Annotated in this window: 24 protein-coding genes, 1 pseudogene and 1 other annotated feature; of the genes and pseudogenes, 9 read left to right on the top strand and 16 right to left on the bottom strand. The window is 36.1% G+C overall.

Translation table 11 applies throughout. From position 1 onward, the window contains the following. Positions 1–178 precede the first annotated feature (178 nt). A complete protein-coding gene (locus OZX63_RS09320; protein WP_277143484.1) occupies positions 179–838 on the bottom strand; it encodes a hypothetical protein in 660 nt (219 codons plus the stop codon). A gap of 147 nt (positions 839–985) precedes the next feature. Here OZX63_RS09320 and OZX63_RS09315 point away from each other — a divergent pair, with 147 nt between their 5' ends. Then, on the top strand, positions 986–1,510 hold the full coding sequence (locus tag OZX63_RS09315; RefSeq protein ID WP_277143482.1) for an adenylylsulfate kinase: 525 nt from the start codon (positions 986–988) through the stop codon (positions 1,508–1,510). A gap of 57 nt (positions 1,511–1,567) precedes the next feature. Here OZX63_RS09315 and OZX63_RS09310 read toward each other — a convergent pair whose 3' ends face one another. The 11 genes and pseudogenes from OZX63_RS09310 to OZX63_RS09260 form a co-directional block, all read right to left on the bottom strand. Beyond that, complete coding sequence (locus tag OZX63_RS09310; protein ID WP_277143480.1) at positions 1,568–1,807, bottom strand: hypothetical protein; 240 nt, start codon at positions 1,805–1,807, stop codon at positions 1,568–1,570. A gap of 75 nt (positions 1,808–1,882) precedes the next feature. Beyond that, entirely contained in the window at positions 1,883–2,554 is a 672-nt protein-coding gene (locus OZX63_RS09305) for a helix-turn-helix transcriptional regulator (protein WP_277143476.1), read from the bottom strand. Positions 2,555–2,566: 12 nt separating this feature from the next. Beyond that, positions 2,567–3,766 carry a CPBP family intramembrane glutamic endopeptidase gene (locus OZX63_RS09300; protein ID WP_277143474.1) on the bottom strand — a complete coding sequence of 400 codons (1,200 nt, stop codon included), beginning with the start codon at positions 3,764–3,766 and terminating at the stop codon, positions 2,567–2,569. A 423-nt stretch (positions 3,767–4,189) separates the two neighbouring features. Continuing rightward, positions 4,190–4,411: pseudogene (locus OZX63_RS09295) on the bottom strand (helix-turn-helix transcriptional regulator); the annotation flags it as partial. Positions 4,412–4,564: 153 nt separating this feature from the next. Then, the gene (locus tag OZX63_RS09290; RefSeq protein WP_277143472.1) at positions 4,565–5,050 is read right to left on the bottom strand and encodes an Asp23/Gls24 family envelope stress response protein; all 486 of its coding nucleotides are present in this window, start codon (positions 5,048–5,050) and stop codon (positions 4,565–4,567) included. Positions 5,051–5,070: 20 nt separating this feature from the next. Then, entirely contained in the window at positions 5,071–5,250 is a 180-nt protein-coding gene (locus tag OZX63_RS09285; protein WP_277143470.1) for a DUF2273 domain-containing protein, read from the bottom strand. Positions 5,251–5,261: 11 nt separating this feature from the next. Further along, a complete protein-coding gene (gene amaP, locus OZX63_RS09280) occupies positions 5,262–5,816 on the bottom strand; it encodes an alkaline shock response membrane anchor protein AmaP (RefSeq protein ID WP_277143468.1) in 555 nt (184 codons plus the stop codon). A 143-nt stretch (positions 5,817–5,959) separates the two neighbouring features. Continuing rightward, entirely contained in the window at positions 5,960–6,673 is a 714-nt protein-coding gene (locus OZX63_RS09275; protein ID WP_277143466.1) for a glucosamine-6-phosphate deaminase, read from the bottom strand. An 83-nt stretch (positions 6,674–6,756) separates the two neighbouring features. Beyond that, on the bottom strand, positions 6,757–7,029 hold the full coding sequence (locus tag OZX63_RS09270; RefSeq protein WP_277143464.1) for a DUF2087 domain-containing protein: 273 nt from the start codon (positions 7,027–7,029) through the stop codon (positions 6,757–6,759). A gap of 82 nt (positions 7,030–7,111) precedes the next feature. After that, the gene (locus tag OZX63_RS09265) at positions 7,112–9,448 is read right to left on the bottom strand and encodes an ABC transporter ATP-binding protein/permease (RefSeq protein WP_277143462.1); all 2,337 of its coding nucleotides are present in this window, start codon (positions 9,446–9,448) and stop codon (positions 7,112–7,114) included. A gap of 135 nt (positions 9,449–9,583) precedes the next feature. Next, positions 9,584–10,666, bottom strand: coding sequence for an ElyC/SanA/YdcF family protein (locus tag OZX63_RS09260; protein ID WP_277143459.1), 1,083 nt, complete (start codon positions 10,664–10,666; stop codon positions 9,584–9,586). An 86-nt stretch (positions 10,667–10,752) separates the two neighbouring features. On the opposite strand from OZX63_RS09260, the gene OZX63_RS09255 reads away from it, so the two are divergent. Continuing rightward, a complete protein-coding gene (locus tag OZX63_RS09255) occupies positions 10,753–11,469 on the top strand; it encodes a type II CAAX endopeptidase family protein (protein ID WP_277143456.1) in 717 nt (238 codons plus the stop codon). Here the strand turns inward: OZX63_RS09255 and OZX63_RS09250 are convergent. The 4 genes from OZX63_RS09250 to cbpB all read right to left on the bottom strand — a co-directional run bounded on the left by OZX63_RS09250 (position 11,425) and on the right by cbpB (position 16,037). After that, complete coding sequence (locus OZX63_RS09250) at positions 11,425–12,573, bottom strand: cation:proton antiporter (RefSeq protein ID WP_277143453.1); 1,149 nt, start codon at positions 12,571–12,573, stop codon at positions 11,425–11,427. The two genes, OZX63_RS09255 and OZX63_RS09250, sit on opposite strands and share 45 nt — an antisense overlap. Before the next feature lie 40 nt (positions 12,574–12,613). Then, positions 12,614–12,673: a sequence feature (sodium ion sensor (DUF1646 type); this cis-regulatory element may regulate processes involved in with the transportation of sodium ions), on the bottom strand. Between the two features lie 40 nt (positions 12,674–12,713). Beyond that, complete coding sequence (locus OZX63_RS09245; RefSeq protein ID WP_277143450.1) at positions 12,714–14,582, bottom strand: heavy metal translocating P-type ATPase; 1,869 nt, start codon at positions 14,580–14,582, stop codon at positions 12,714–12,716. 154 nt (positions 14,583–14,736) lie between these two features. Next, the gene (locus OZX63_RS09240; protein WP_277143447.1) at positions 14,737–15,303 is read right to left on the bottom strand and encodes a hypothetical protein; all 567 of its coding nucleotides are present in this window, start codon (positions 15,301–15,303) and stop codon (positions 14,737–14,739) included. A 251-nt stretch (positions 15,304–15,554) separates the two neighbouring features. Then, on the bottom strand, positions 15,555–16,037 hold the full coding sequence (gene cbpB, locus OZX63_RS09235) for a cyclic-di-AMP-binding protein CbpB (RefSeq protein WP_277145121.1): 483 nt from the start codon (positions 16,035–16,037) through the stop codon (positions 15,555–15,557). Positions 16,038–16,584: 547 nt separating this feature from the next. On the opposite strand from cbpB, the gene OZX63_RS09230 reads away from it, so the two are divergent. The 7 genes from OZX63_RS09230 (at position 16,585) to OZX63_RS09200 (ending at position 22,491) form a co-directional block, all read left to right on the top strand. Then, a complete protein-coding gene (locus OZX63_RS09230) occupies positions 16,585–16,908 on the top strand; it encodes a hypothetical protein (RefSeq protein ID WP_277143445.1) in 324 nt (107 codons plus the stop codon). A gap of 115 nt (positions 16,909–17,023) precedes the next feature. Further along, positions 17,024–17,176, top strand: a complete 153-nt coding sequence (locus OZX63_RS09225; protein WP_277132355.1) for a teichoic acid D-Ala incorporation-associated protein DltX — start codon at positions 17,024–17,026, stop codon at positions 17,174–17,176. A 15-nt stretch (positions 17,177–17,191) separates the two neighbouring features. Then, positions 17,192–18,706: a D-alanine--poly(phosphoribitol) ligase subunit DltA gene (dltA, locus tag OZX63_RS09220; RefSeq protein WP_277143443.1), complete on the top strand. Its 1,515-nt coding sequence runs from the start codon at positions 17,192–17,194 to the stop codon at positions 18,704–18,706. Continuing rightward, a complete protein-coding gene (gene dltB, locus OZX63_RS09215; protein ID WP_277143440.1) occupies positions 18,706–19,938 on the top strand; it encodes a D-alanyl-lipoteichoic acid biosynthesis protein DltB in 1,233 nt (410 codons plus the stop codon). Before dltA ends, dltB begins: the two co-directional genes overlap by 1 nt. Positions 19,939–19,977: 39 nt before the next feature. Beyond that, positions 19,978–20,217 carry a D-alanine--poly(phosphoribitol) ligase subunit DltC gene (gene dltC, locus OZX63_RS09210; protein ID WP_277143438.1) on the top strand — a complete coding sequence of 80 codons (240 nt, stop codon included), beginning with the start codon at positions 19,978–19,980 and terminating at the stop codon, positions 20,215–20,217. Continuing rightward, positions 20,210–21,517: a D-alanyl-lipoteichoic acid biosynthesis protein DltD gene (dltD, locus tag OZX63_RS09205; protein WP_277143436.1), complete on the top strand. Its 1,308-nt coding sequence runs from the start codon at positions 20,210–20,212 to the stop codon at positions 21,515–21,517. Before dltC ends, dltD begins: the two co-directional genes overlap by 8 nt. Beyond that, complete coding sequence (locus tag OZX63_RS09200; RefSeq protein WP_277143434.1) at positions 21,517–22,491, top strand: serine hydrolase domain-containing protein; 975 nt, start codon at positions 21,517–21,519, stop codon at positions 22,489–22,491. Before dltD ends, OZX63_RS09200 begins: the two co-directional genes overlap by 1 nt. Positions 22,492–22,602 lie beyond the last annotated feature (111 nt).

The raw sequence follows: 22,602 nt of genomic DNA, 5'->3' as shown, positions 1-22,602 counted from the left end.
GTTAATTAAAATGGTTACATGATTGTCAAGTGATTTTGTATGTTGAAGAGGAAAAATATTTAGTTTGTTAGTAACATATTTTTGTATAGTATATTATTTTGCGCTAAATGTTACATGTGAAACACAAAAAAGCGAGTAAGGAAATTTTCCTTACTCGCTTTTTTTATTAAAAATAATCTTATCTTGGGTTGATGTCTGAATAAGTCATGTCGGCGAACTTGGTTGCAGCATACTTATTAGCCAAATCCTTACTTGTAAAGTATTGGTTGATTACCTTACCATCATCAGGTCTTGCTTCAAAAACAACTTTGATGGTTTCGCCAGTCTTGTCATCAATCTTTTCGTCTTTAACAGTATAAGCAAAGCCAACAGTAACTGACTTTTCATCGACTGGACTAAGAACGGTCCATTTAGTCTTGTCAATGGTCTTATATGAGCCGCGCATTACGTTAGCAAAAGCCTTGGCATGCTTTAACTTCCATGAGCCACTCATTTGCCATGTGTATTTGTTGGTTCCCTTAACCTTGCCGATGACTACGGCTTTAGCCTTTTTACCAGTATATGGAAGAACCAATGATGATTTGCCAACTTCAAGTGGCTCAGGGGTTAAATTGTTGTTGCTGTACCATTTACCTTGTAAGTCTTTTGAGAAGACAAAAGCTTTTTTGAAGCCATATTTAGTGCCCTTGGCTTTCTTTTTAGAGGTCTTTTTAACAGCTTTCTTGTTAGTAATGTGTGTTTTAGTAGTTTTGGCACTAACTTCATTTGTGGTAAAAACACCACCTGCAAGACTTAATGCGGCAACTGATAAGCCTAAAACTTTTGCAATTTTGTTCATAGTATAAGCTCCCTATGTTTGATAATAAAATATTTATTTTTTCAATGTAATTATATCGTACTTGTTAGATGCTTTACAATAAAAAGTGTAGTTACTTTGAATTCGCTTTATAATGAATTTAATTATTTAGAAAGTCGAGAAGAACCCATGAAGAGTAAAGTCCTTGTAGTTAGTGGTGTAACCGCGAGTGGAAAGACGACACTGATTAGTGAATTGAGTAAATCATATTCATTTAGCAAGGTTATTTCGTTTGATGATTATGATATCGATCAATTACCCAATGCACCAGAACCAACAATGCCCTTAAAAGAAGCGATAAATCAATACGATATTAGTGAATTAATGAATGACTTTAAGCAAATATATAATAATGTACCGTTGATTTTGCTTGATTTTCCTTTCGGTTATTGTCATGAAACTTTAAAGCCATATATAACTTGGGTGGTCTATATTAAAACGCCACTGGATGTTGCTTTTGCACGGCAGATAATTCGTGATGATCAAAATAAAACTGCAGCAGAAATAATCGCTTGGGCTAAAGTATATTTATCAACGGCGCGGCCATTATATGTTGACAATCAAGAGTATGTTGCCAAGAGTGCGGACCTAGTACTAGATGGTACGCAACCTTTGGAAAAAGAAATTAGCGAAGTTAAGCGGCTAATTAGTTAACTGTTGTTTCACATGTAACAAAAATAGCTTAGCAAAATTTGCTAAGCTTTTTTATAATTACCAACAACCATTAGAGCAACGGTAATTATTGGAATTTACGCGATGTGTACCACGCTGATTATAGCAGTATGATAAGTTCTTATAACGATTATGATAGTTGCAATAAGTTGTATTATCATGATAGTTATTTTCTGTGTTTGCATTGGTGGAACGCAGGGGATTAAGGCTGCCAATGCCAAAACCAGCAATAAGACTAATACCAGTTGCTACCAGCATCGTTTTTTTAGTTAATTTCATAGAGTAACCTCCTAATATTTTTGCTTTTATTATAGACTGCTAGACAGAAAATATCATTTATTTATTAAAATAAATTTATTCAACACATTGTTTATAAAGTTCGATAATAAGTACAACAGATAGTAGGCGATGTGTTAAATCGCCAAAAATATAACCTATGATATAACCGAAGTTTTCACCTGCTGATTTAGATGTGCCTGATATAGTTGCACTATTAAAATTAATGTTTTGAAGTTGGTAAATAATCAGGCTAATCGCTAAAATTAATATGATTGTAAAAACAAGATAATTTATTTTGGAATGCTCATCAAAGTATTTTTGCCAATTATATTTTAAATTTAGAGTATTTATTTGATCGAGTTCATTTAGTCTTGCTAAAGCTGTGATGACAAAAATCGTGATTACTAATGCTAATAGAACAAAAATGTTGGAGTAACTAAGGCTAACTAACCAAAAAGCAATTAATATCAGGCCAATTACTGTTAGACACCACTTAATTGGCTTTAATTTCGTAATAACATTCTTTTTTTCTAAATATTCTTTCATACCTATGTCCTCCTTTAATAGGGTATCAAGTGAAATTTGGTAGAAGTCGCTTAATTTAATTAGTGTAACAATATCTGGATAAGTCTTTTCATTTTCCCAGCTAGAAATTGTCTGTCTGCTAATGAAGAACTTTTCGGAGACTTCTTCTTGAGTTAGATGACGCGTAATTCGTGCCTGCTTTAAATGCTCGCCGAATTTCATGTTTTAAATCTCCTAAAGGTATAATCTTCTACGTTTTAAGTTGTATATAATTGTGCTTTTTCTAGAACCAGAAATTAGGAAATAGGCAAAAATAATGTCAATAATTGCTAGAAGAATTGTTTCTTGCCAATCAAAAACAGAAGGTGACTTCATTATTAGTGCACCTGTTGTAACAGCTGCTGCCGCATCAAATAATGCATGGTAGCCTATGCTAATTAAGATAGAGTCGGAATATAAATAAATTGCCGCAAAAACAAATCCAGAGCAACAAGCAAAAAGCATTTGCTGCAGGGTAGCAGAAGCAGATTGTGCGCCTAAGTTTGTGATATGTATTGAACCAAAAATTAACCCATCACATAGAACAGACCACAGAATTTGTCTGTGAGAATTTTCAAAATATTGTAGTAATAAACTTAAAACACAGAAGCGCATTAACCATTCTTCAGCAAGTCCAGCTTCAAGGGAATTAAAAAATGGAATAGCTATAGATTTTGCTAAATAAAAATCCCAAGAAGTTAAAATACTTGTCCAAGATTCACTAACATTGAAACCATTAAATAAGCATCTAATAATGATGAATAAAAAGGTAATTCCAATAATTGCTTTTGAAGCTCGTTTACTAATTCGCAAGTGTGGTGCTTGAAAGCCCCAATCGTGCATGATAATTAACATAATGATTGCAAAAATGATTGCGCCACTAAATCCGGATTGATTAAGAATTAACAACCAATGTGCGGGCTTTTCAGCATCTATAAATTTATCCGGTGTAGAGCGCAAAAGTAAAAACATGATAAAGGTAATAAAAATTCTGCCCCAAATGTTTTTTGTTTTGTATAATGCAAGTTCAGCCATTGGAATATACATGATAAGCGAATAAAGGGTAAATAATGCAATCCAAAAGGTACTATTTAGAATGTGATACTCATTAAAAAGTTTAACTAAAATTTTTAATGTATTCGGCAATGAAAGTGCAATTGTAAAGCTTTCCCAATAATGATTGAATTGTACTAGTCGACTATTAGAATTTTGATCTTTTTTCAATAAAGTAAATTGTAAACAAACAAAGAAAAAGTTAAAAAATATTTCAATAACGCTAGCTGATGATGAATGCTGTGATTTCGCAATCCCAAGAATAAGGAACACCAATAAAATAATTAATTGGAATAACGTTTGGCAAAAGTGCCATTTTGTAATAGTTGTTTCTGAAAACATGATTGATCTCAATTCTAAATATTAATAATTATGCTTTTTTTCAAGTTTATAAATAAACCCAAAATATATTAGTATTACTATAAATTCTCCAATAACGTCTGTAAGATACATTGATTGAGGATCATGTAATAGGTTGGCGCCTAATTGCATCATTGCCATTACTAAAAAAACAAGATATCCTAGCCAACTATGCTTTTTAAAGAAACTGTGATACTTTGATTCAATTCCTAAATTGTTTAACTTATTAAAATTATTGATATGTCTAATAGCTTTTGCTAAAGGAATTTGAATTAATATGAGCAATAGGAAAAAGCCGTGAAGCTTAATAATGTCAAGTATCTCAGCTAAACAAACAACTAAAATTATTGATTCTATCAATCTTAAATATTTTTGGATATTCCGTAATTCTTGGGCAACATTCTTTTTTTCTAAATATTCTTTCATACCAGAATCCTCCTTCAATAGGGTATCAAGTGAAATTTGGTAGTAGTCACTTAGTTTTATTAGTGTAACAATATCTGGATAAGTCTTTTCATTTTCCCAGCTAGAAATTGTCTGTCTGCTAACGAAGAATTTTTCAGCGACTTCTTCTTGAGTTAAATGATGCGTAATTCGTGCCTGTTTTAAATGCTCACCAAATTTCATTTTTCTTTCCTCCATATTTTATAAATAAATTATGGTGAAATTATTTTAAAAGAGCAAGCAGAGAATTATTGCACTATTGTAATTAAATAATTATTTCCCGGGAAATAAAAAAGTGCAGTGATATAATCACTGCACTTCTTAGTTAGAAGCAAATTACTTTACGCGGTCTTCTTTATCTTCTGTTTGTTTACTATCTTTTTGATCATCAATTTTTTCTTTAGTATCTTTGGTTACACCTGTAATGCGATCTTGCAAGCTGACAGAATCTTTTTGATGTTGTTCCTGAGTCTTAATGTCAACAACAGTGACGTTAACTTCAACAGTATCGAGTCCCGTCATTTCTTTGACCTTGTTGTAAATCTTCTCTTTGATTTGATCGTATAATTTTGTAATTTGTACGCCGTATTCTGCAACAATATCAATATCAACGGCAACTTGAGTTTTGCCAACTTCTACATTAACGCCGGTCGTAACATCATTATTATTAACAATTTTATCGGTTAAATTAGAGAAAAAGCCGCCGTCAACGGTTAACAGCCCTTTGATGTCTGATAGGGCAATGCCAATGATTTTCTGGATTACTTTAGAGTCGTATTTTAGCTCGCCTTTAATTTCTTGATTTGAATTTGTTTGTGTCATATTAAAATCTCCTCTATAAATTACTTGTTCATTAGCTTTTTGAGTATTGGCCAAAAGTGCCCAACTAGTAGGCCACAAATTAACATTACGATTACAAAAATTGTCTTAAAAAAGCCTAATCCCAAAAAACAAAAAGCTAAAAGTAGACCAATGATCGCGCCACTTATTTCTGGAAGGTGATTTTGCAAGATTTCTTTCATTTTAACCTCCTTTACTGAACGCGCTTTTCAGGCTTTTCACCGTCGTGATAGTTAGTAAACTTAATTCTAATTTTTGGCTTTTGCTCAATTCCTAGTAGTTGCTTAAGATCAACTTTTATTTTTTGAAGATAGTCTTCAAGCAAATTAGCGACATTTTCTCCAGCTCCAAGATCACCGCTCACACTAATTTTGATATGGTTCTTAGTTAATTTAGAATCCACCTTAGCGTTGTTTAGGTAAGGGAGGTCTTTTAGTGAGCTTAAGACAAAGCCGTTGACGGCTTTGTTAGTGACTTTCACCTGTCCGCTTTGTTTTGGAATCAGGTGAAAACTGCTTTGTACTGGCCAAAAAAGCAAAATCAACAAACTAATAATTAAGATAACAAGCATAATGGCGCTAATGGCAATTAGATACCAAGTAAATATTGGGTTAAGAGTACCAATTGATGGTAATTTTAGCTGTAAATATTTTTGCCACAAGTTACAGTTTTGCCATAAAAGATAGACTGGTAAAGGCAATAGGAGTATTGCACACAATATTAATAGCCATTTTTTACTTCGCTTCAATTTATCACATCCTTTGAGTAGCTAAACTTATCATAGGCCTTGAATATTTTATTGGTTAATAATATGCACCAATAAGTATATTTTTTATTTAATTTGAGTATAAAAAAACACTGTAATTTAATACAGTGTTTGGTAAATTTGAATTATTTATTTAGTTCACTTGCAGCAGCTGGATCAACAATTACTGTTACGTCAGGGTGCTTTTGCAAGATAGATGCTGGCACGTCTTCTGTTACAGGTCCAGAAATCATCGCCTTGATTGCCTTGGCTTTGTTAGCACCAAAAGCCATAATTACAATTTTCTTGGCTGACATAATGTTGGCAATGCCCATACAAATAGCGGATTTTGGCACATCGTCAATGTTACTGAAGAAACGAGAATTTGCCTTAATTGTGTTTTCGGTTAATGTTACTTCGTGAGTAGTTGAGTCAAAAGGTGTTCCAGGCTCGTTAAAGGCAATATGACCATTTTGGCCAATTCCTAAAAGTTGCACATCGATTGGATTTTCAGCAATGATTTTATCATAATCAGCAGCAGCGCCTTCAGGATCATTAATTGCCTTAATACCATCAGGAATGTAAGTTTTCTTAAATGGCTTCTTAGCAAAGAGATTCTTTTGCATAAAGTAGTGGTAACTTTGGTCGTTATCAGGAGTTAAACCGACGTATTCGTCCAAGTTAATGCTGATTAAGTTACTGGTATCAAGGCTACTTGCTGCTAGTTCTTGGTACAAAGTTACCGGGGTAGAGCCAGTGGCAAGTCCTAGTACTTTAGCGCCATTTTCGATTTCATGTTTAAAAATTTTGAAAGCTTCAACGCCGCCTTGGACATTGTTGGTTGTAGTAATTATTTTCATAGTTGCTCCTCCTAGAATTGATAGATTAATTATAAATTGGTATATGCCAATTTGTCAACCTAAAAAGGAGTTAAAAAATAATTTTATTTTCTGGATTTAAGCCAATAACTAACGCCGTCATCGGTCCGCTCTAATAAGTGAGCTTCAACTAAGTCGCGTCTGCGGGTAACGTAATCATCGATATATTTGCGTAAAATCAAATTAACTTCAGGTTCTGAATATTTTTTGTTAGTTCCAAATTTACTGGCTAAATATTGTAAAATCAGCTGACGTTTATGGGCTTTTCCGGGCCAGGCTGTAATAAAGCCATTTTCATCTAAATAATGTTGGCGTTGTGTTTTTCCTTGTTCGGTCATTGTTTTATTCTTTATTAAAATTGACTAACAAAAAAAGTTATGACCATTGTTACACATGGAACATAACTTTAATTTGTTAAAATTATTCACTTCTTAATGCAATTGCTGCATCCTTCTTAGCTGCCATTCGTGCAGGTAGGTGACCGCCAAGCAGAGTCAAAATTGTTGAAATGATGATCAAAATTAATGCATGAATTGGATTAAGTTGAGCTACATTTGTTAAATCGGTGATGTTGTACAAGATGCTGTTAATTGGGAAGGTTAACAGGTAAGCGATGATAATTCCTAAGACTCCCGAAAAGACGCCCAAAATAAATGTCTCGGCATCAAATACACGGGTAATATCTTTCTTCCGAGCACCTAAAGCCTTGAGCACACCAATTTCTTTAGTTCGCTCAAGAACGGAAGTATAAGTTAAAATTCCAATCATAATCATTGAGGTAACCAATGAAATTGCGGCAAAGGCCACAAGAACCGTGGTAATTCCGTTGAGCAAACCACCAGTCATTGACGTAACGGCACTCGACATATCGGTATAAATAATCTTGTTTTTCTTACTCTTGCCTTTATTCCATTTATCGAGATAATCTAAAACTTTATCCTTTGAATTAAAGTCATTTGGATAAATCATGATGCCCATTGGCAAAGTTGAACCACCGATAGCTTGCATCATCTGCTTCTTTTCAGCTGTGCTCATATTTTGTCCAGTCATAACATTCTGCTTGGACTTCTTTTGTGCGGTCACAATTGCAGAATTTTGGTTGGACTTAATGATGTGTTGCGTTAGCTGATCACTATAGGTAATTCCAGGAGAAAGTAGGGCGAGTGAATCTTTGTTCTTTGGTCGAATAATGCCAACTACTCGCAGCGTAGTTTTACTGTTGTTGAACATTGCTGTATCAGCTTTTTGCGGAATGAACATTCCTGTTGGCAATTTTTGGTAGTAATCGTCGTTATCAATGATTTTGTATTCTTTGCCAAGCAACTTGTTGAACGGCAGTTTTTCACCATTCTTAATTTTGAAGCCTAAGTTCTTAAAGACATTAATATTAACAGTGTCCTTATTGTTGGTTACCAAAATCAAGTCAGTAGCCTTCTTGGGCCAGGAACCATTGAGTAATTGATAATTATCTTTCAGGAATGAAGTCTTCCCTGATTTAAGAGTAGTTGGGAAAACGGCTGAGCCAAAACCGCTGCTTTCTTGGACTTCCGCTAATGCGGATTCCTGTGCGCTAGTAGCGCCAGTAGCAATTGTTGAGAATTTAACGCGTTTGATTTTATGACCATCTTTAGCCAGTAAGTTGAGATTAACACCGCGCTGGTAAGAAATATTATTAGCATAGTCAGGATTAATCTTTTTCACGTAATTAATATACGCAGGCGTAATTTTATTTTGGTGCGTGGAAGATTGCAGTTCGCTTTCTTTGGCCGTAATATAGCCGCGATTTTTGACGTTTTTATCAGAATCATCGTTTTTAGTGCTTGATGCGTTGGTTGCCGTTTGGCTGATTGAAACGGGATATTTAGCTAGTGCCTTGCTCATCGTGGTATCAATTTGCTTTTGAAAACCGTTGGATAACGCTAAAACGATGGCAATTGAAATGATCCCGATACTTGATGCAAAAGCCGTCAGTGTTGTGCGGCCTTTCTTGGTCATAATATTGGTAAAACTCAATTTAATTGCGTTCCAATAAGACATTTTTGTGCGTTTAAGCTTAAACGTATCTTGCTCATCTTTTGGCTCATAAGGGTCAGAATCGTTGAGAATTTTACCATCCTGGAAGTTGACGATTCTAGAAGCATATTCCTCGGCCAATTTAGGGTTGTGCGTCACCATAATTACCAAGCGGTCTTTAGCAACCTGCTTAATTAGCTGCATGATTTGCTCAGAAGTTTCAGTATCAAGGGCTCCAGTCGGCTCGTCACAGAGTAAAATATCGGGATTATTAGCTAATGCTCGCGCAATTGCCACCCGTTGCATTTGACCGCCAGATAATTGGTTGGGCTTTTTGTTAATATGTTCCTTCAGCCCAACTTGTGTTAAGGCCTCGATTGCACGTTTATGGCGTTCACTGGCAGGGACACCAGATAAATTCATTCCCAATTCGACGTTGGCGATAATTGAGAGGTGCGAGATTAGATTGTAATTTTGGAAGACAAAACCAACAGAGTTGTTGCGGTATGCGTCCCAATCAGTTTCTTTAAAATTTTTGGTTGATTTACCGTTGATAATTAGGTCACCGGAGTCATAACGGTCAAGACCGCCAATGACATTTAGCATAGTTGTTTTTCCGGAACCACTCGGTCCTAAAATGGCGACAAATTCTTGATTACGAAATGAAATCGAAACATCATCAAGTGCATGTGTGACGGTATCACCTACGTGGTAGGATTTGCGTAAATCTTTTAATTGTAGCATATAATTGTCCGTTTCTTTAATAAAGTAATAATAAAAGTCAGTTTAACATTGATGAAAAAAAGCGGCTAGCTTGAAAGCTTAAAATTAAGATGATTTTAAAAATCATGACTTCCAAAATAACAGGTCGCTCTAGTTCTAAGCCAAGCCCAAGCTAGTCAAAAGTGCCAACAGAATAAATGCTACCAATATTAATGCAATAACTATTAAGTGGCGCTTTTTATTCATCACAAGCACACCGGCAAATTCGCGCACAATGGCGTTGGGCAAGAAGTAAAACCTGGTGTATGAGCCAACACCATTAGCGTTCAGTCCAGCAGCGCGGGCAAAAAGAGAAGCTCGAAAAATGTGATAATTATTACTAAAAAATTTAGCCCGATAATTATCACTGCCGTAGTCTTTGGTCGCTACTTTTGCTGAAAAGAGCATATTCTGATACGTATTCTGGGATTTATCCTCGCGCAGAATGTTGTCAGGTGCAATCCCGCGGGCCAAAGCATATTCTGTCATCGCTTGGGCTTCAGAGATTTTTTCGTCTTTGCCTTGGCCACCAGACATAATTAATTTAGGCATTTTTCGGCCCTTCGCAACCTGTTTCTGCGCAAATTGAATTGCTCGATTAATGCGGCTGGCAAGTAGAGGTGTCACAGTCTCGCCATTATATAGTCCAGCGCCTAAAACGATTAGGTAGTCTTGGTTATATTGCCGTGGGACTAGTTGGTAGAGTGCTAAGTTAACCAGAAAGTTGTAAGCGACCAGTAATAAGTACAAAACGACAGCTGGTGTAGCATAAAGCAAGGCTTTTAGCCAATTTGGTGCAGCTTTAAATGGGCCGATTAATGCAATTGCCCAAACAATAATTAAAGCCAGACCAATAAAAAGGGTTAGCAAATTAGGCAATGTGTGGCTTTCGCGCTGCCAAACAAAATAAGCGTTCCACAAAAAGAAGAGCCAGGAAAAAGCAGCCATCAAAACAATAACAGTTACAAAAAGCGCCAGCACGACAATGTAAATATTGACTAGAATCTGCAAATTAGTGGCAATAATTAACACGGTAAACCAAATTCCAAGTATTAAAATGAAGATTGTAAATAAAATTCCATTTAAAAGGCGCCGCGGTTCTTTTAACCAAGTAGTTAAAAACACGATAAATGTAAGGAATAATAGAATCGTTAGGTAGGTAAATGGCTGATTTGAACTAAAAATTTGAAAAAAGTGCATCCTGTATCTCCATTTTAGGTTTTATGAGTTAAATCTATTATAATGAATGCATTTAGAAAAGTCATAGAGAATAAAGGTTGATTATTATGAAAAAACTGTTTAATTGGCTAGGAAATATTGCAGGTATTATTTTAGCATTTGCTAGTTACCAAATTTTGGAGTGTTTTTACTTTTTCCCGCGTCAATTGGAAAAAATGTTGCATATTGATTATGCAATGCTTATTATTTTGACCGCGCTTGCAACAATTTTAGTGTTGGCGTTCATTTTATATTTATATCAAAGACAGTTAAAAACAGAAAATGATTGGGACTTTAATCAATCACCACATTGGGATGGCCATCGACTATTAATCATGTTATCTGGCTTTGTTTTAATTGTTGTTTGCAGTTATGTGTTACAAATTTTATTGGGCGTAACAGCGCAGAACACTTCGACTAATCAAGCAACGCTAGATAAAATTTCGCTACAAGCAGGGGGCTTATTTATCCCAATGGTTTGTATAATTGCGCCAATCTGTGAAGAAACGATTTTTCGCGGTTTGTTTTTCAACACTTTTTTCATGAAAGAAAGTAAAGTAAGCAAATGGGTAGGGATAATTTGCAGCGGGTTCGTATTTGGTTACATGCATGATCCCAGCATCACCAAATTTATCGTTATCTATTGGGCTTTGGGATGCATTTTAGCGTGGGTTTATACGAGCACTAAGGACCTACGCTACTCTATTTTGACGCATATGTTTTACAATTCGCTACCTTATTTATTGGTTATTTTGGATAAAGTAATTCAAAATAAATGGCGATAAAATTGTTGTGATAATGATGACAACAATTATACTGGAATATATATCTTGCGATATTAAATGAATACTCTGACCAAGTTGGGCTACAATCAAAGCTACTTCGCCTCGAGAGATCATTCCTGCACCTACAATATTGCCTTCATTTTTGCTAAAGCCGAATAACTTGCTGCTATATTTTCCCGCCCAAAATTTAGAAATAATTGCTAAAATAGTTAGCACACTAATAAAAACTAAGTCCTGCTTAAAACTTGCAAAAGTAATTGCCAATCCAATATTAGTGAAAAAGACGGGAATAAAAATGGCATAACCAATGGTATCAATTGATCGTTGGATTTTTTGGTGTTGCGGGGTTTGTCTAAGAGCAAGTCCGCCAAAGAAAGCACCAATTACATCTGATAATCCTACATAATCGGCAGTCCAAGCAAGCATTAGAACAAGACTTAATGCCGCAATATCGCTTGCATGATTCACTGTCATTTTGCTAGTGAGTTGCATTAATTTTGGTGTTAGCCGATAAATTAACCAGATGAAGCCAAAGTATCCAATTTCCAAAGCAAAATTCAGGAAAATATTAGTAGTAGGACCACTATTTTCTCCTGAATGGCTGAATGCGGTAAAAAGACTAAGCACAACTACTGCTAAAATATCGTCAAAAATAGCTGCACCTAAAATAGCTGTCCCAGCACGACTGTGCAGCTGACCTTGTTCTTGTAGGACAACTACAGAGATCGAGACGCTGGTAGCAGAGAAAACAATGCCAATAAAAGTAGCTTCTAGTATGGACATTCCGAATAGATAACTAGCAAGTCCAATAAATGTGATTGGCAAAATTACTCCAGTCGTAGCGATAGTGAAACTTAATTTGAAATATTTTTTAAGTAGTTCAAGATTACTTTCTAATCCGGCTAAAAACATTAATAAAATTATCCCGAATTGTGAAAAAAGACTGATTAAATTGTCTGGTTTGATCCAATTAAGTAAGGCTGGCCCAAGTAAAATCCCCGAAAGTAATTGTCCAATCACTGTAGGCATCTTTAATCGTGTAAATATTTGTCCCAAAATAATGGAACTAAATAAGATTAAAATTAATTCTCCTAAAAAAGTCATAATATCCCTTTCTTTGAGTAAACAAAAAAACTTTCAAGCAGCTCTTTGACCCAAAAGAGCAAATCTTGAAAGTTTTTATTTTGGTAATAAAACTCCAACCACTAAAAAATATTTAATTAAATAAAAGTGTATCTTAAAAATTATTTATCTGCAACTAAACCTGTTTGCTTAGGATTTTTAGGCTGGGTTTTGGCCAATAAAGCTAAACTAATTGAAATCATGTCAACGCATTCCTGCAGAATGGCGCCCCAGAATGCTGGAATAACACCGGTGAAGGCAATTAGTTCAATAATGATCACAATACTAATCGCTGTTAAAACGTCAACATTAGCTACTTTCATTGTATGCTTAGAAATTGCAACGGCATCGTTAACTTTGGATAAGTCGTTAACCATAATGACGGCATCAGCACTCTCACTAGCAGCAGAGGCACCTTTAGCGCCCATTGCAATACCAACATCAGCCGCGGTTAAGCTCGGAGCATCATTAACGCCATCGCCAGTCATGACAACAGGCCGATTTGCTTGTGGGACTTCTTTAATTGCCTGGATTTTTTGTGCGGGCAAAAGTTCGGAACGAATATCGTCTACGCCGACTTCTTTACCAATCTTGTCGGCAACGTCTTTATGGTCGCCAGTAAGCATCATAATGTGCTCGCCACCTTGCCGCTTTAGACGGGCAACTGTTGTTGCACTTTCTGGTCGTAATTGATCTTTAAAAGTGATATAACCTGCATATTGATTATCAATTGAAACGTAAACGGCAGTAGAATTAACCGCACTAATTTTTTTATCAGGAGCAACATAACATAATTTACCAACTTTAACAATGTGATCTTCAACGTTGCCGCTGATTCCTTCACTAGTTGTTTCCTTAATATCAGTTGCAGGTTTAATGAGCTGCTTGTTTGTTACGTTAACTAATGAATTAGCAATGATATGGCTTGATTGTTGTTCGACACTAGCTGCATAACTTTGTAAAGTTTTTTCGTCAAAATTACTATCAGGAGAAGGAACAATTGCGTCAATAACTAATTGATTTTCTGTTAAAGTACCGGTTTTATCGAAGGCAAAAGTCTTGGCTGTAGCCAATTTTTCTAAAGTTGGGCCTGATTTGACAATGATATGGTGCTTGGACATTGAACTCATGCCGGAAACTAGGGCAACGGGCGCTGCGATTAATAACGGACATGGGGAAGCTACAACCATAACTTCCGCAAAGTTGACAGGATTTCCTGAATGGATCCAAGCGCCAATCCCGATTACTAAGGAAATAATAGTAAATGGAACAGCATAGCGGTCAGCCATTTTGACAAATTTTGCAGGTTGCGCTTGCGAAGACTTGACTAAAGAGACAATCGTTTGGTATTCAGAATCGCTCGCCTTCTTAGTAACACTCATCTCGACAGCATCACTACCATTAATTGATCCCGACATTAACTCGTCACCGAGTTGTTTATCAACGGGAACAGATTCACCAGTCAATGAGGATTGATCAAAGCTGGACGAGCCCTTAACCACCGTACCGTCAACGGGAACTTGTTCACCAGGCTTGATTAAAACATGATCACCAGGTTTTAGTTGTTCAACATCGACAGAAACAAGTTTGTCATTAACAATCTTGTTAGCAATACTTGGCGAGTTGCTTAACAGCGAGCGTAGTTCTTTGTCAGCTTGTCCCGTTGCGTAATCTTCCAGTGTTTCGCCACCAGTCATCATGACTAAAATCATCCACTCGGCCCATTGATCACCAATTAAAATGGTCGAAACAACAGCAATTACGGCGAGAATGTCAACGCCGTAGCGCCCAGTCTTAAAGTCGTCGACAATTTCCATTAATAAGGAAATCACCATCATGACACCGATAATATCGATTAAAATTGTTTGAATGGGAAATTGCAAACTGCCAATTTGAAATAAACTTTTGGTTTTTAAAACAAATTGACAGATAAGACCAATTACACCAGCAATTAATACAAGGATAAATTTCCATTGTCGTCTTAAGCTCATTACTATTGTGCCTCCGCTACTTAAATTATGTTTATGAATTTCATTTTAACACTAATTCGGTCAATTTAATTAGACTTGTTCTAAATAAATTACTGTTAAGCAAAAATTATTTCCTGGGAAATAAAAAAGCAAGAGATGTTATCTCTTGCTAAAATTAATAATCGCTTAACTTGATAATGTTGTTGCTTTTTTTCTTTCCATTGGTAGACTTTAGAGTGCAGTCAACATGTTGACTGCACTGGCGCTTAAAGATTTGCGGAGCTTGATCTAAATAATCTGACTTCGTACGTCTGATTGCATCAATTACATCGAATGAAGACATCGTCATAAAATCAGTGTTATCACCATAATCGTTAGTTTCGATAAAGTAGTGGTTGATTTTTTCAATACCTTCAGTTGAAAAGCCTTCTTGTTCAGCTAAATCTAATAAAAAGGTGTGAAGTCTAGTTGCTGAAACCACTTCGTGTTGCAGCATTTCAAAAATCAAAGAGGAATTGATATCAATCGATTTTAATTGCCGTGCAATCTTATCCTTATAAAAGGCATTGACAATCCGCAAAATCTCGTTCAAATTACCAGAATTTTTATTCAATTTCTTGAGCTTGATAATTAAAGCTTTTTTTTCTTTTGCTGACAATTCATTGTCACGAGGATATGAATTTTCCCTAATAATTGTATTGACTAAACTAGTTAGATCGTCTGTATCTGTCTTATTTGGCATCGTAAACATCATCCTATCTTGTTTTGCATAATTGTTATTTAATTATTTAGCCTACTTAGATGATAAATATCCGTTGAATAATCGCATTAGTTATTCATAGCTATATGATGATAATTAATGAATAGTAAACTGACAAAAATTGCTTAATGAAGCTAATAACACGAATTTCTACTATTAGAATTTATTATAGTACAAAATGTTTAAAAGATAATATAAAAAGGTCGATAACATCAGTTATTTAAAAATAATGATTAATTGTAGCAACTTATTTTTTTAGTTACGTTATATTTTTCCTCAAAATTGTGAACAACGTAATTAAATGCCTTAATCCATTCGCGCCGGGTTAACAGCCCTTGAAAAACGTTATGATCGTCAACAACAGGTAAGAATGCATTATCAACTAATAAGTGCAATTGAACCTCTAGGGTAGTTTGTGCAAAATTTATTTTATCAAAATTAGTTTGCATTACATCACGAACCTTTAATTCGGACAGTGGGTCAAGAGAGATTTCGTCAGTTTTCATCATTTTATCGGTAATCATTGCTAAGCTAAGAAGGCCAACAACGTGATTTTGACTGTCTAAAACCGGAATTTTCGAATATTTAACGCGTGTTAAAATCAAAAATGCGTGGTAAAGCGGATTATCATCTAAAACAAATGCAATTCTTGTTGCTGGAATGAGGAATGAGCCTGATTTTTCTTGAATTAAATGCTTAATTGCGGGTGAGAACATAAATAAACCTTTCATTAAAATATTCCATATAAGGGAAAAGGCTCGCAAAATGCGAGCCTGTTAGTTTTCATCTACTTTGAAGGAGTAAGAATGAATGAAATAAAAAAGTGGGAGTATGTAGCAAGTTTTCTTACCTCCTTGCTACAATTTAAATATTAAACGTAAATTATGAAGTTAGCGTGGCAATTTTCTTATGAAATAGTAAAGAATTTCTTTAGAACTTTTAAAGACAAAAGAAAAACTCACGCAACACACGTGAGTCGAAAGGGATAGATATGAAATTGACTTATAAGTCATTTCGGTTTGTTCATTATTTATACTTGGAGGAGTATGAATGAAAAACAAAAAAGTTGAGTTGTAATATACGAGGCTTCCATTCCTTGTTTATTACTCCTTTAGTATAACTGGTAAATATGAAAAAAGTGTGACGAATTTGAAAAATAGAATGATTTTTCAATAATTAAAAAATTGTTTGTTAACTTTTTGCTTGTTATAATTAGACTGATTTTTGTGTTAGGTTACTGCCCAAGAGGCATTGAGGAAAGAAATGAAACAAGAAATTTATCATAAAAAAATTGTTTTTTGGCTGCGGTTTGCTGGGTGGCTATGTTTATTGCCGGCTTCAGCGTGGCTATATCTATGGCAATTTACTAGCGGCTTGGGTTTTGCAGGTTATTCTTACCTGTTTTTAACGGAATTAACCATTATTGTTTTGTTTGCGGTATTTTTGTTAACAACAGCAAACAGTGCAAAATGGGAAAAAGTGCGTAACGTATTGTTGCTTCTAGTATTTGCCCTGCTATTTATCTCCATAATTATTGTAATTCCGCTGTATTTTGCTTATCGCAATTGCCGCAAGTTGAACGACTGATTGGTATACAAACAAAAATATTTAAATTTAGTAAAATCTATTAGGCGAATATTGGGTTGCTTGCTAATTGTAGTAATATAGTCGTTAGTATATTTATTGTTATTGAGGGAGATATATGGATAAAAAAGAGAAAATTGATTCTCGGGGCAAACGAATAGGGAAGTTTGTTCTGACAACAATTATTTATTGTGTCATTTTACTGGCACTAATCTATTTGTATCAATATAGCGGCCTTACTTCGGTTCACTTTATTTACGACGAATTCTAAGGTGGTGTTACTAATATGATTAAAAATATAATTAAGAAAATTGACGAGATTGCTAAAGCTGATCCAGACCGAATTGCTTACGACTATCTTGGTCAAACTAATACCTATGGCGATCTTGAACGGCGCTCGAATGCTTGGGCGCATAAAATTAGCAGCTTAAATATTCCAGATCATAGTCCAATTATGATCTGGGGCGGGCAAACTTTTGAAATGGTTGCTAGCTTTTTAGGCTGTGTCAAGTCAGGCCATGCGTATATTCCAATTGCCAGCTATTCCAATGCAGAACGGCTAGTAATGATTCAGGAAGTTTCAGAAGCACAAGTTGTACTAGCAATTGATGATTTGCCTGAAATTGATTTGTCTCAATTGCAAATTGTTCATCCAGCTGAGGTTGAAGATGGCGATTTTGCAGTTGATCCTGCTAACTTTGTTACGGGAGCTGATAATTTCTACATTATCTTTACTTCTGGAACTAGTGGCAAGCCAAAGGGCGTACAAATTAGTCATGATAATTTGTTAAGCTTTGTTAATTGGGAAATGACAGACTTTGCTCTACCTGAGCATCCAAGTTTTTTGGTTCAAGCACCATACTCATTTGACCTTTCTGTAATGAGTCTTTATCCAGCGCTAGTTGGTGCTGGTAAGCTGGTTGTTTTGCCACATGATGTTACTCAGAACTTTGCCCAATTATTTATGACAATGCCTAAACTACAATTTAACGTTTGGGTTTCAACACCGTCATTTGCACAAATGTGCTTCTTGGATAAGACTTTTGATGGTGAACACCATCCAGATTTAACCCACTTCCTGTTCTGCGGTGAAGAATTACCGCACACGGAAGTGGCAATGCTGCGGAAGAAGTTCCCAAGCAGTAAAATCTTCAATACTTATGGTCCAACCGAAACAACGGTTGCTGTTACTCAAGTTGAAATTACCGATGATGTCTTAGCTAAATATGATCGTTTACCAATTGGTAAAGTTAAGGCAGACACACGCATCACGATTGATAAGTCTAAGGGCGATCAACCGAATGAGGGCGAAATCATTATTGAGGGGCCAAGTGTTTCTAAAGGTTATATGAATAATCCTGAAAAAACGGCGAAGGGCTTCTTTAAAGATCCTGCTGATAAATACATGAGTCACCGCTCGGGAGACGAAGGTTTCTTTGATGGCGACATGCTGTTTTATCGTGGCCGCATTGATTTTCAAATTAAATTTAATGGTTACAGAATCGAGCTTGAAGAAATCAACCATTATCTTGGCAAAAACAAGTTTGTTGATCATGGGGTTGCTGCGCCAAAATACAATAAAGATCACACGGTTAAGCAGATTATTGCTGAAATCGAACTAAAAGATGGTGTTAAGGACCAGTATTCAGAAGCTGAAATCACTAAGGCAATTAGAGCTGATTTAGCTGATGGTCTAATGCCTTATATGATTCCCCAACGTTTTGTTTACCGTGAAAAATTACCGGTTTCGCAAAATGGTAAGGTAGATATTAAAGCTGTAATTAAGGAGGTTAATGAGTAGTGAACTTCATTAACTTGCAGCCTTATGGGAATCCGCAGTATTTTATTTATCTGATTATTGGTTTATTACCGATGATTGTTAGCTTGTATTATGGTCACCGATTGAAAACTTATGAGGTTATCTTCTCGTTAGTCTTTCTGTTTTTAATCTTTGATGGTACTAAGTGGCAACAGGGTGTTAGTCTGTTAATCTACCTTGCAATTGAGCTGCTGCTAACCTATGGCTATTTGCATTATCGCAAGGTTGGCAAAAATAAGACGTGGGTCTTTTATCTAGCGGTAATTGTGGCAATTATTCCACTGGCACTGGTAAAAATTCAGACGGCATTTCCTAAGGCAAAAATCCCCGGTGTACTTGCTTTCTTAGGTATTTCCTATATTACCTTTAAGACGGTGCAAGTCATCATGGAAATTCGTGATGGTGCAATTAAAGAAGTCAATCTTGGCACATACCTGCGTTTTCTATTGTTCTTCCCGACAATTTCGTCAGGCCCAATTGATCGTTACCGTAGGTTTGCGAAAGAATGCGATAGTGCACCTAAACGCGAGCAATACGTCGATGATTTGGCACATGCTGTGCGCTATTTGTTCCAGGGTTTTCTTTATAAGTTTGTTTTAGGTTGGTTCTTTGGGACTTATTGGCTCCCGATTATTAGCAAGTCAGCGTTAATTGCTGGGACTGCTGTCGGTGGGTTAAAACTTTCCTGGTGGGTTGTTGCTTATATGTACTGCTACAGTATGTATTTGTTCTTTGACTTTGCCGGGTATTCATTGTTTGCTGTATCGATTTCCTATTTTATGGGCATTCATACACCAATGAACTTTAACAAACCGTTTATTTCCCAAAATATTAAGGAATTCTGGAATCGCTGGCACATGACGCTATCATTCTGGTTCCGCGATTACATTTATATGCGGTTTACCTTCTTTGCAATGAAGAAAAAGCTGTTTAAAAACCGCATTAGATTATCGCAAGTGTCATACTTCCTGTTGTTTTTAATTATGGGATTTTGGCACGGATTAACGTGGTACTACATCGTTTACGGCGCATTTCATGCAACCGCAATTATTATCAATGATTATTGGATTAGATTTAAAAAGAAACACAAAGACCAAATTCCGTCGAACAAATTTACAAAATGGTTTGCAATTTTTCTAACATTTAACGTTGTTTGTTTTAGTTTCTTAATTTTCTCCGGCTTCCTTAGTCAATTATGGTTTGGCTGGAAGTAACGGGAAATTTTATTTAAAAGGATTTAAGAGGTTTTAAGAATGGATACCAAAAAAGAAGTTTTAGCAATTTTACAAGATTTAACTGGTGAAGATTTGTCAGATAACATGGACGAAAACATTTTTTCTAACGGATTGATGGATTCAATGGCAAGTGTGCAGATGCTACTTAGCTTGCAAGAAAAATTCGATATTGATGTTCCCGTTTCAGAATTTGAAAGAACAGAATGGGACACGCCAGCTAAGATTGTGGCAAAGGTGGAAAGCTTAGAAAATGAATAACAAACGCCGACTGTGGCAGATTTTTGGCCCGGTTCTCTGCGCTATAATCCTGCTTTTGGTGATTTTGTTACTGCCATGGGAGCGAACTTTTTCGAAAGATTCGATTTATCAGGCAGCCAATTCACAGACGACGACCATTTTTAAGGGCTCGCGAATGAAGCAAAATGCCTTTGATGAGGGTTATGTGCCGTTTTACGGCTCAAGTGAATTGTCGCGAATGGACCCGCTACACCCAAGTGTTTTAGCTGAAAAGTATCACCGCAATTATCGGCCATTTTTGCTTGGTGGACCTGGTAGTCAATCGTTAGCCCAGTTCTTAGGGATGCAGGGCACAGCGCAGCAATTGAAGAGTAAAAAAGCGGTAGTTATTATTTCACCGCAATGGTTTACGAAAAAGGGCCAAGACCCGAATGCGTTTACCTTGTATTATTCACCGCTGCAAGCCTGCAATTTCTTATTAGGAATCAAAAAGAGTACCGTAACTAACCGGTATGCAGCTAAGCGCTTCTTGCAGATGCCAGAAGTAAAAGGTGAAATTAAGTCGGGGATGCGTAAAGTTGCTCAAGGTCAGCGATTAAGTTCGACGCAAAGATTTATCTTGGAAAATCAACGCCGCATGTTGAACACGGAAGATAAGTTCTTTAGTACGTTCCAGCTGCGTGATCGGATTCAGAAAATTCGTGATCGTGCCAAGTTACTGCCTAAGCAATATTCAGTTGCTGGGCTTGAACAAGTTGCTGATGAACAAGCAGCTAGGCATACTAATTCCAACACGTTTGGGATTAATAACAGCTTCTACAGAACGAGGTTGGACAAAAAGAATTTACGTAAGCTGAAGAATAGTCAACGCAAGTTTGATTATACTAAGTCAGCTGAATATAGTGATTTTGAATTAATGCTGCAGCAGTTTGCTAAGCAACATACCAATGTTTTGTTTATCATACCGCCAATTAATCATAAGTGGGCAAGCTATACTGGCTTGTCACAAAAGATGTACCAAAGGTCAGTTTCTAAAATTAAGTACCAGCTTGCCAGTCAAGGTTTTGCTAACGTTGAAGACTTGTCAAAACGTGGCGGACAGCAGTACTTTATGGAAGATACGATTCACCTTGGTTGGCGCGGCTGGGTTGCAGTTGATCAAGCGGTTAAACCGTTCATGGCGAAAACTAACTTGCCTTATAACTATAATATTCATAATTATTTTTACACTAAAAAATGGCAAAATAAGCCGTATGCGATTAGTGTAACTGATAAAACGCCTGCAGATACAAGTCAGAAGGAAAGTTTAAAAGACAATTAGTGCGCCAGAAAATTGATGCTCTGGGAATAAAAGGTTCTGTTTTAGTAATTAAAAATGGTAAAACTTTGCTGGACTATGCTACAGAAAACACGACTGACACTAGTTATTTAATTAATTCTGTCCAAAAGTCGATGACGGCCGCAATGGTGATGCACGAAGTGCAAAAAGGAAAATTAAGTCTGCACGATCATCTAAGTAAGTTTTATCCGGAAATTCCGGGAGCTAAAAAGATAACGATTAAAAATCTGCTGACAATGACAGCTGGTTTGGATTTAAAGCCTGGGGCCCAGCTGGGCCGCAAGCATTTTATATCCGACGATGACAACATTAATTACGATGCTGCCAGAACGATATTTACCTCAAAATTGCTAGGGCAATGGCATTACAGTTCACTTAATTATATTTATTTATGTGGCATAATGTCGCAAATTACTGGCAAAAGTTATGAACAATTGTTCCGAGAAAGCTACATTAAACCGCTGCAATTGAAGCACACCGCATTTTTGTGGTCGAAATCCGAAAAAATTATTGGCAGTGGTTTAGTTCCAGGGATGATTTATCGTCGTGGTCGCTATATTGCTGTTAAGCACAAGGCGGCTTTACGCGATGCTCATAATGAGCTTGGTGCTGGTTCTGTTGTCATGTCAAATGAAGATATTGCTAAAGTAATGCACTATATTTTAGCTGGCAAGATTTTAACAACCGCGAGTCGCAAGTTGCTGTATGAAGCTGGTCCGCCAGTATATTATAATGGTGGTTTGTACAATAACATTAAGTACAATGTTAAAACCGCTAATGGTGCTGGTGAAGGTTACTATACCTTTATGCGCACTACTGATAACGGCAAGACAATGATGATCATCCAGTCTAACCAGACTAGGGCAGGTCAGTTTGTCATTTTGAAGGCAGAGATTAATCAAATTATGGGTCGACTGATTGGCTTAAAGTCTGGTAGTGAAAATATAACAGGTTAAACCTTGTCTTTTGTCAAATTGCATGCTAAAATTTTGTTGTGTCGTTATAGGAAAGTATTCATTTTCTCCGGTAGCGAAAATGCTAACTTCTATATGTGGTCAGTAATAACG

This window comes from Lactobacillus sp. ESL0700 (assembly GCF_029392095.1).
In the GTDB taxonomy this organism is placed as follows: domain Bacteria; phylum Bacillota; class Bacilli; order Lactobacillales; family Lactobacillaceae; genus Lactobacillus.
Note: the sequence above shows the minus strand (reverse complement) of the source record. Positions and strands in the feature narration are given on the sequence as shown.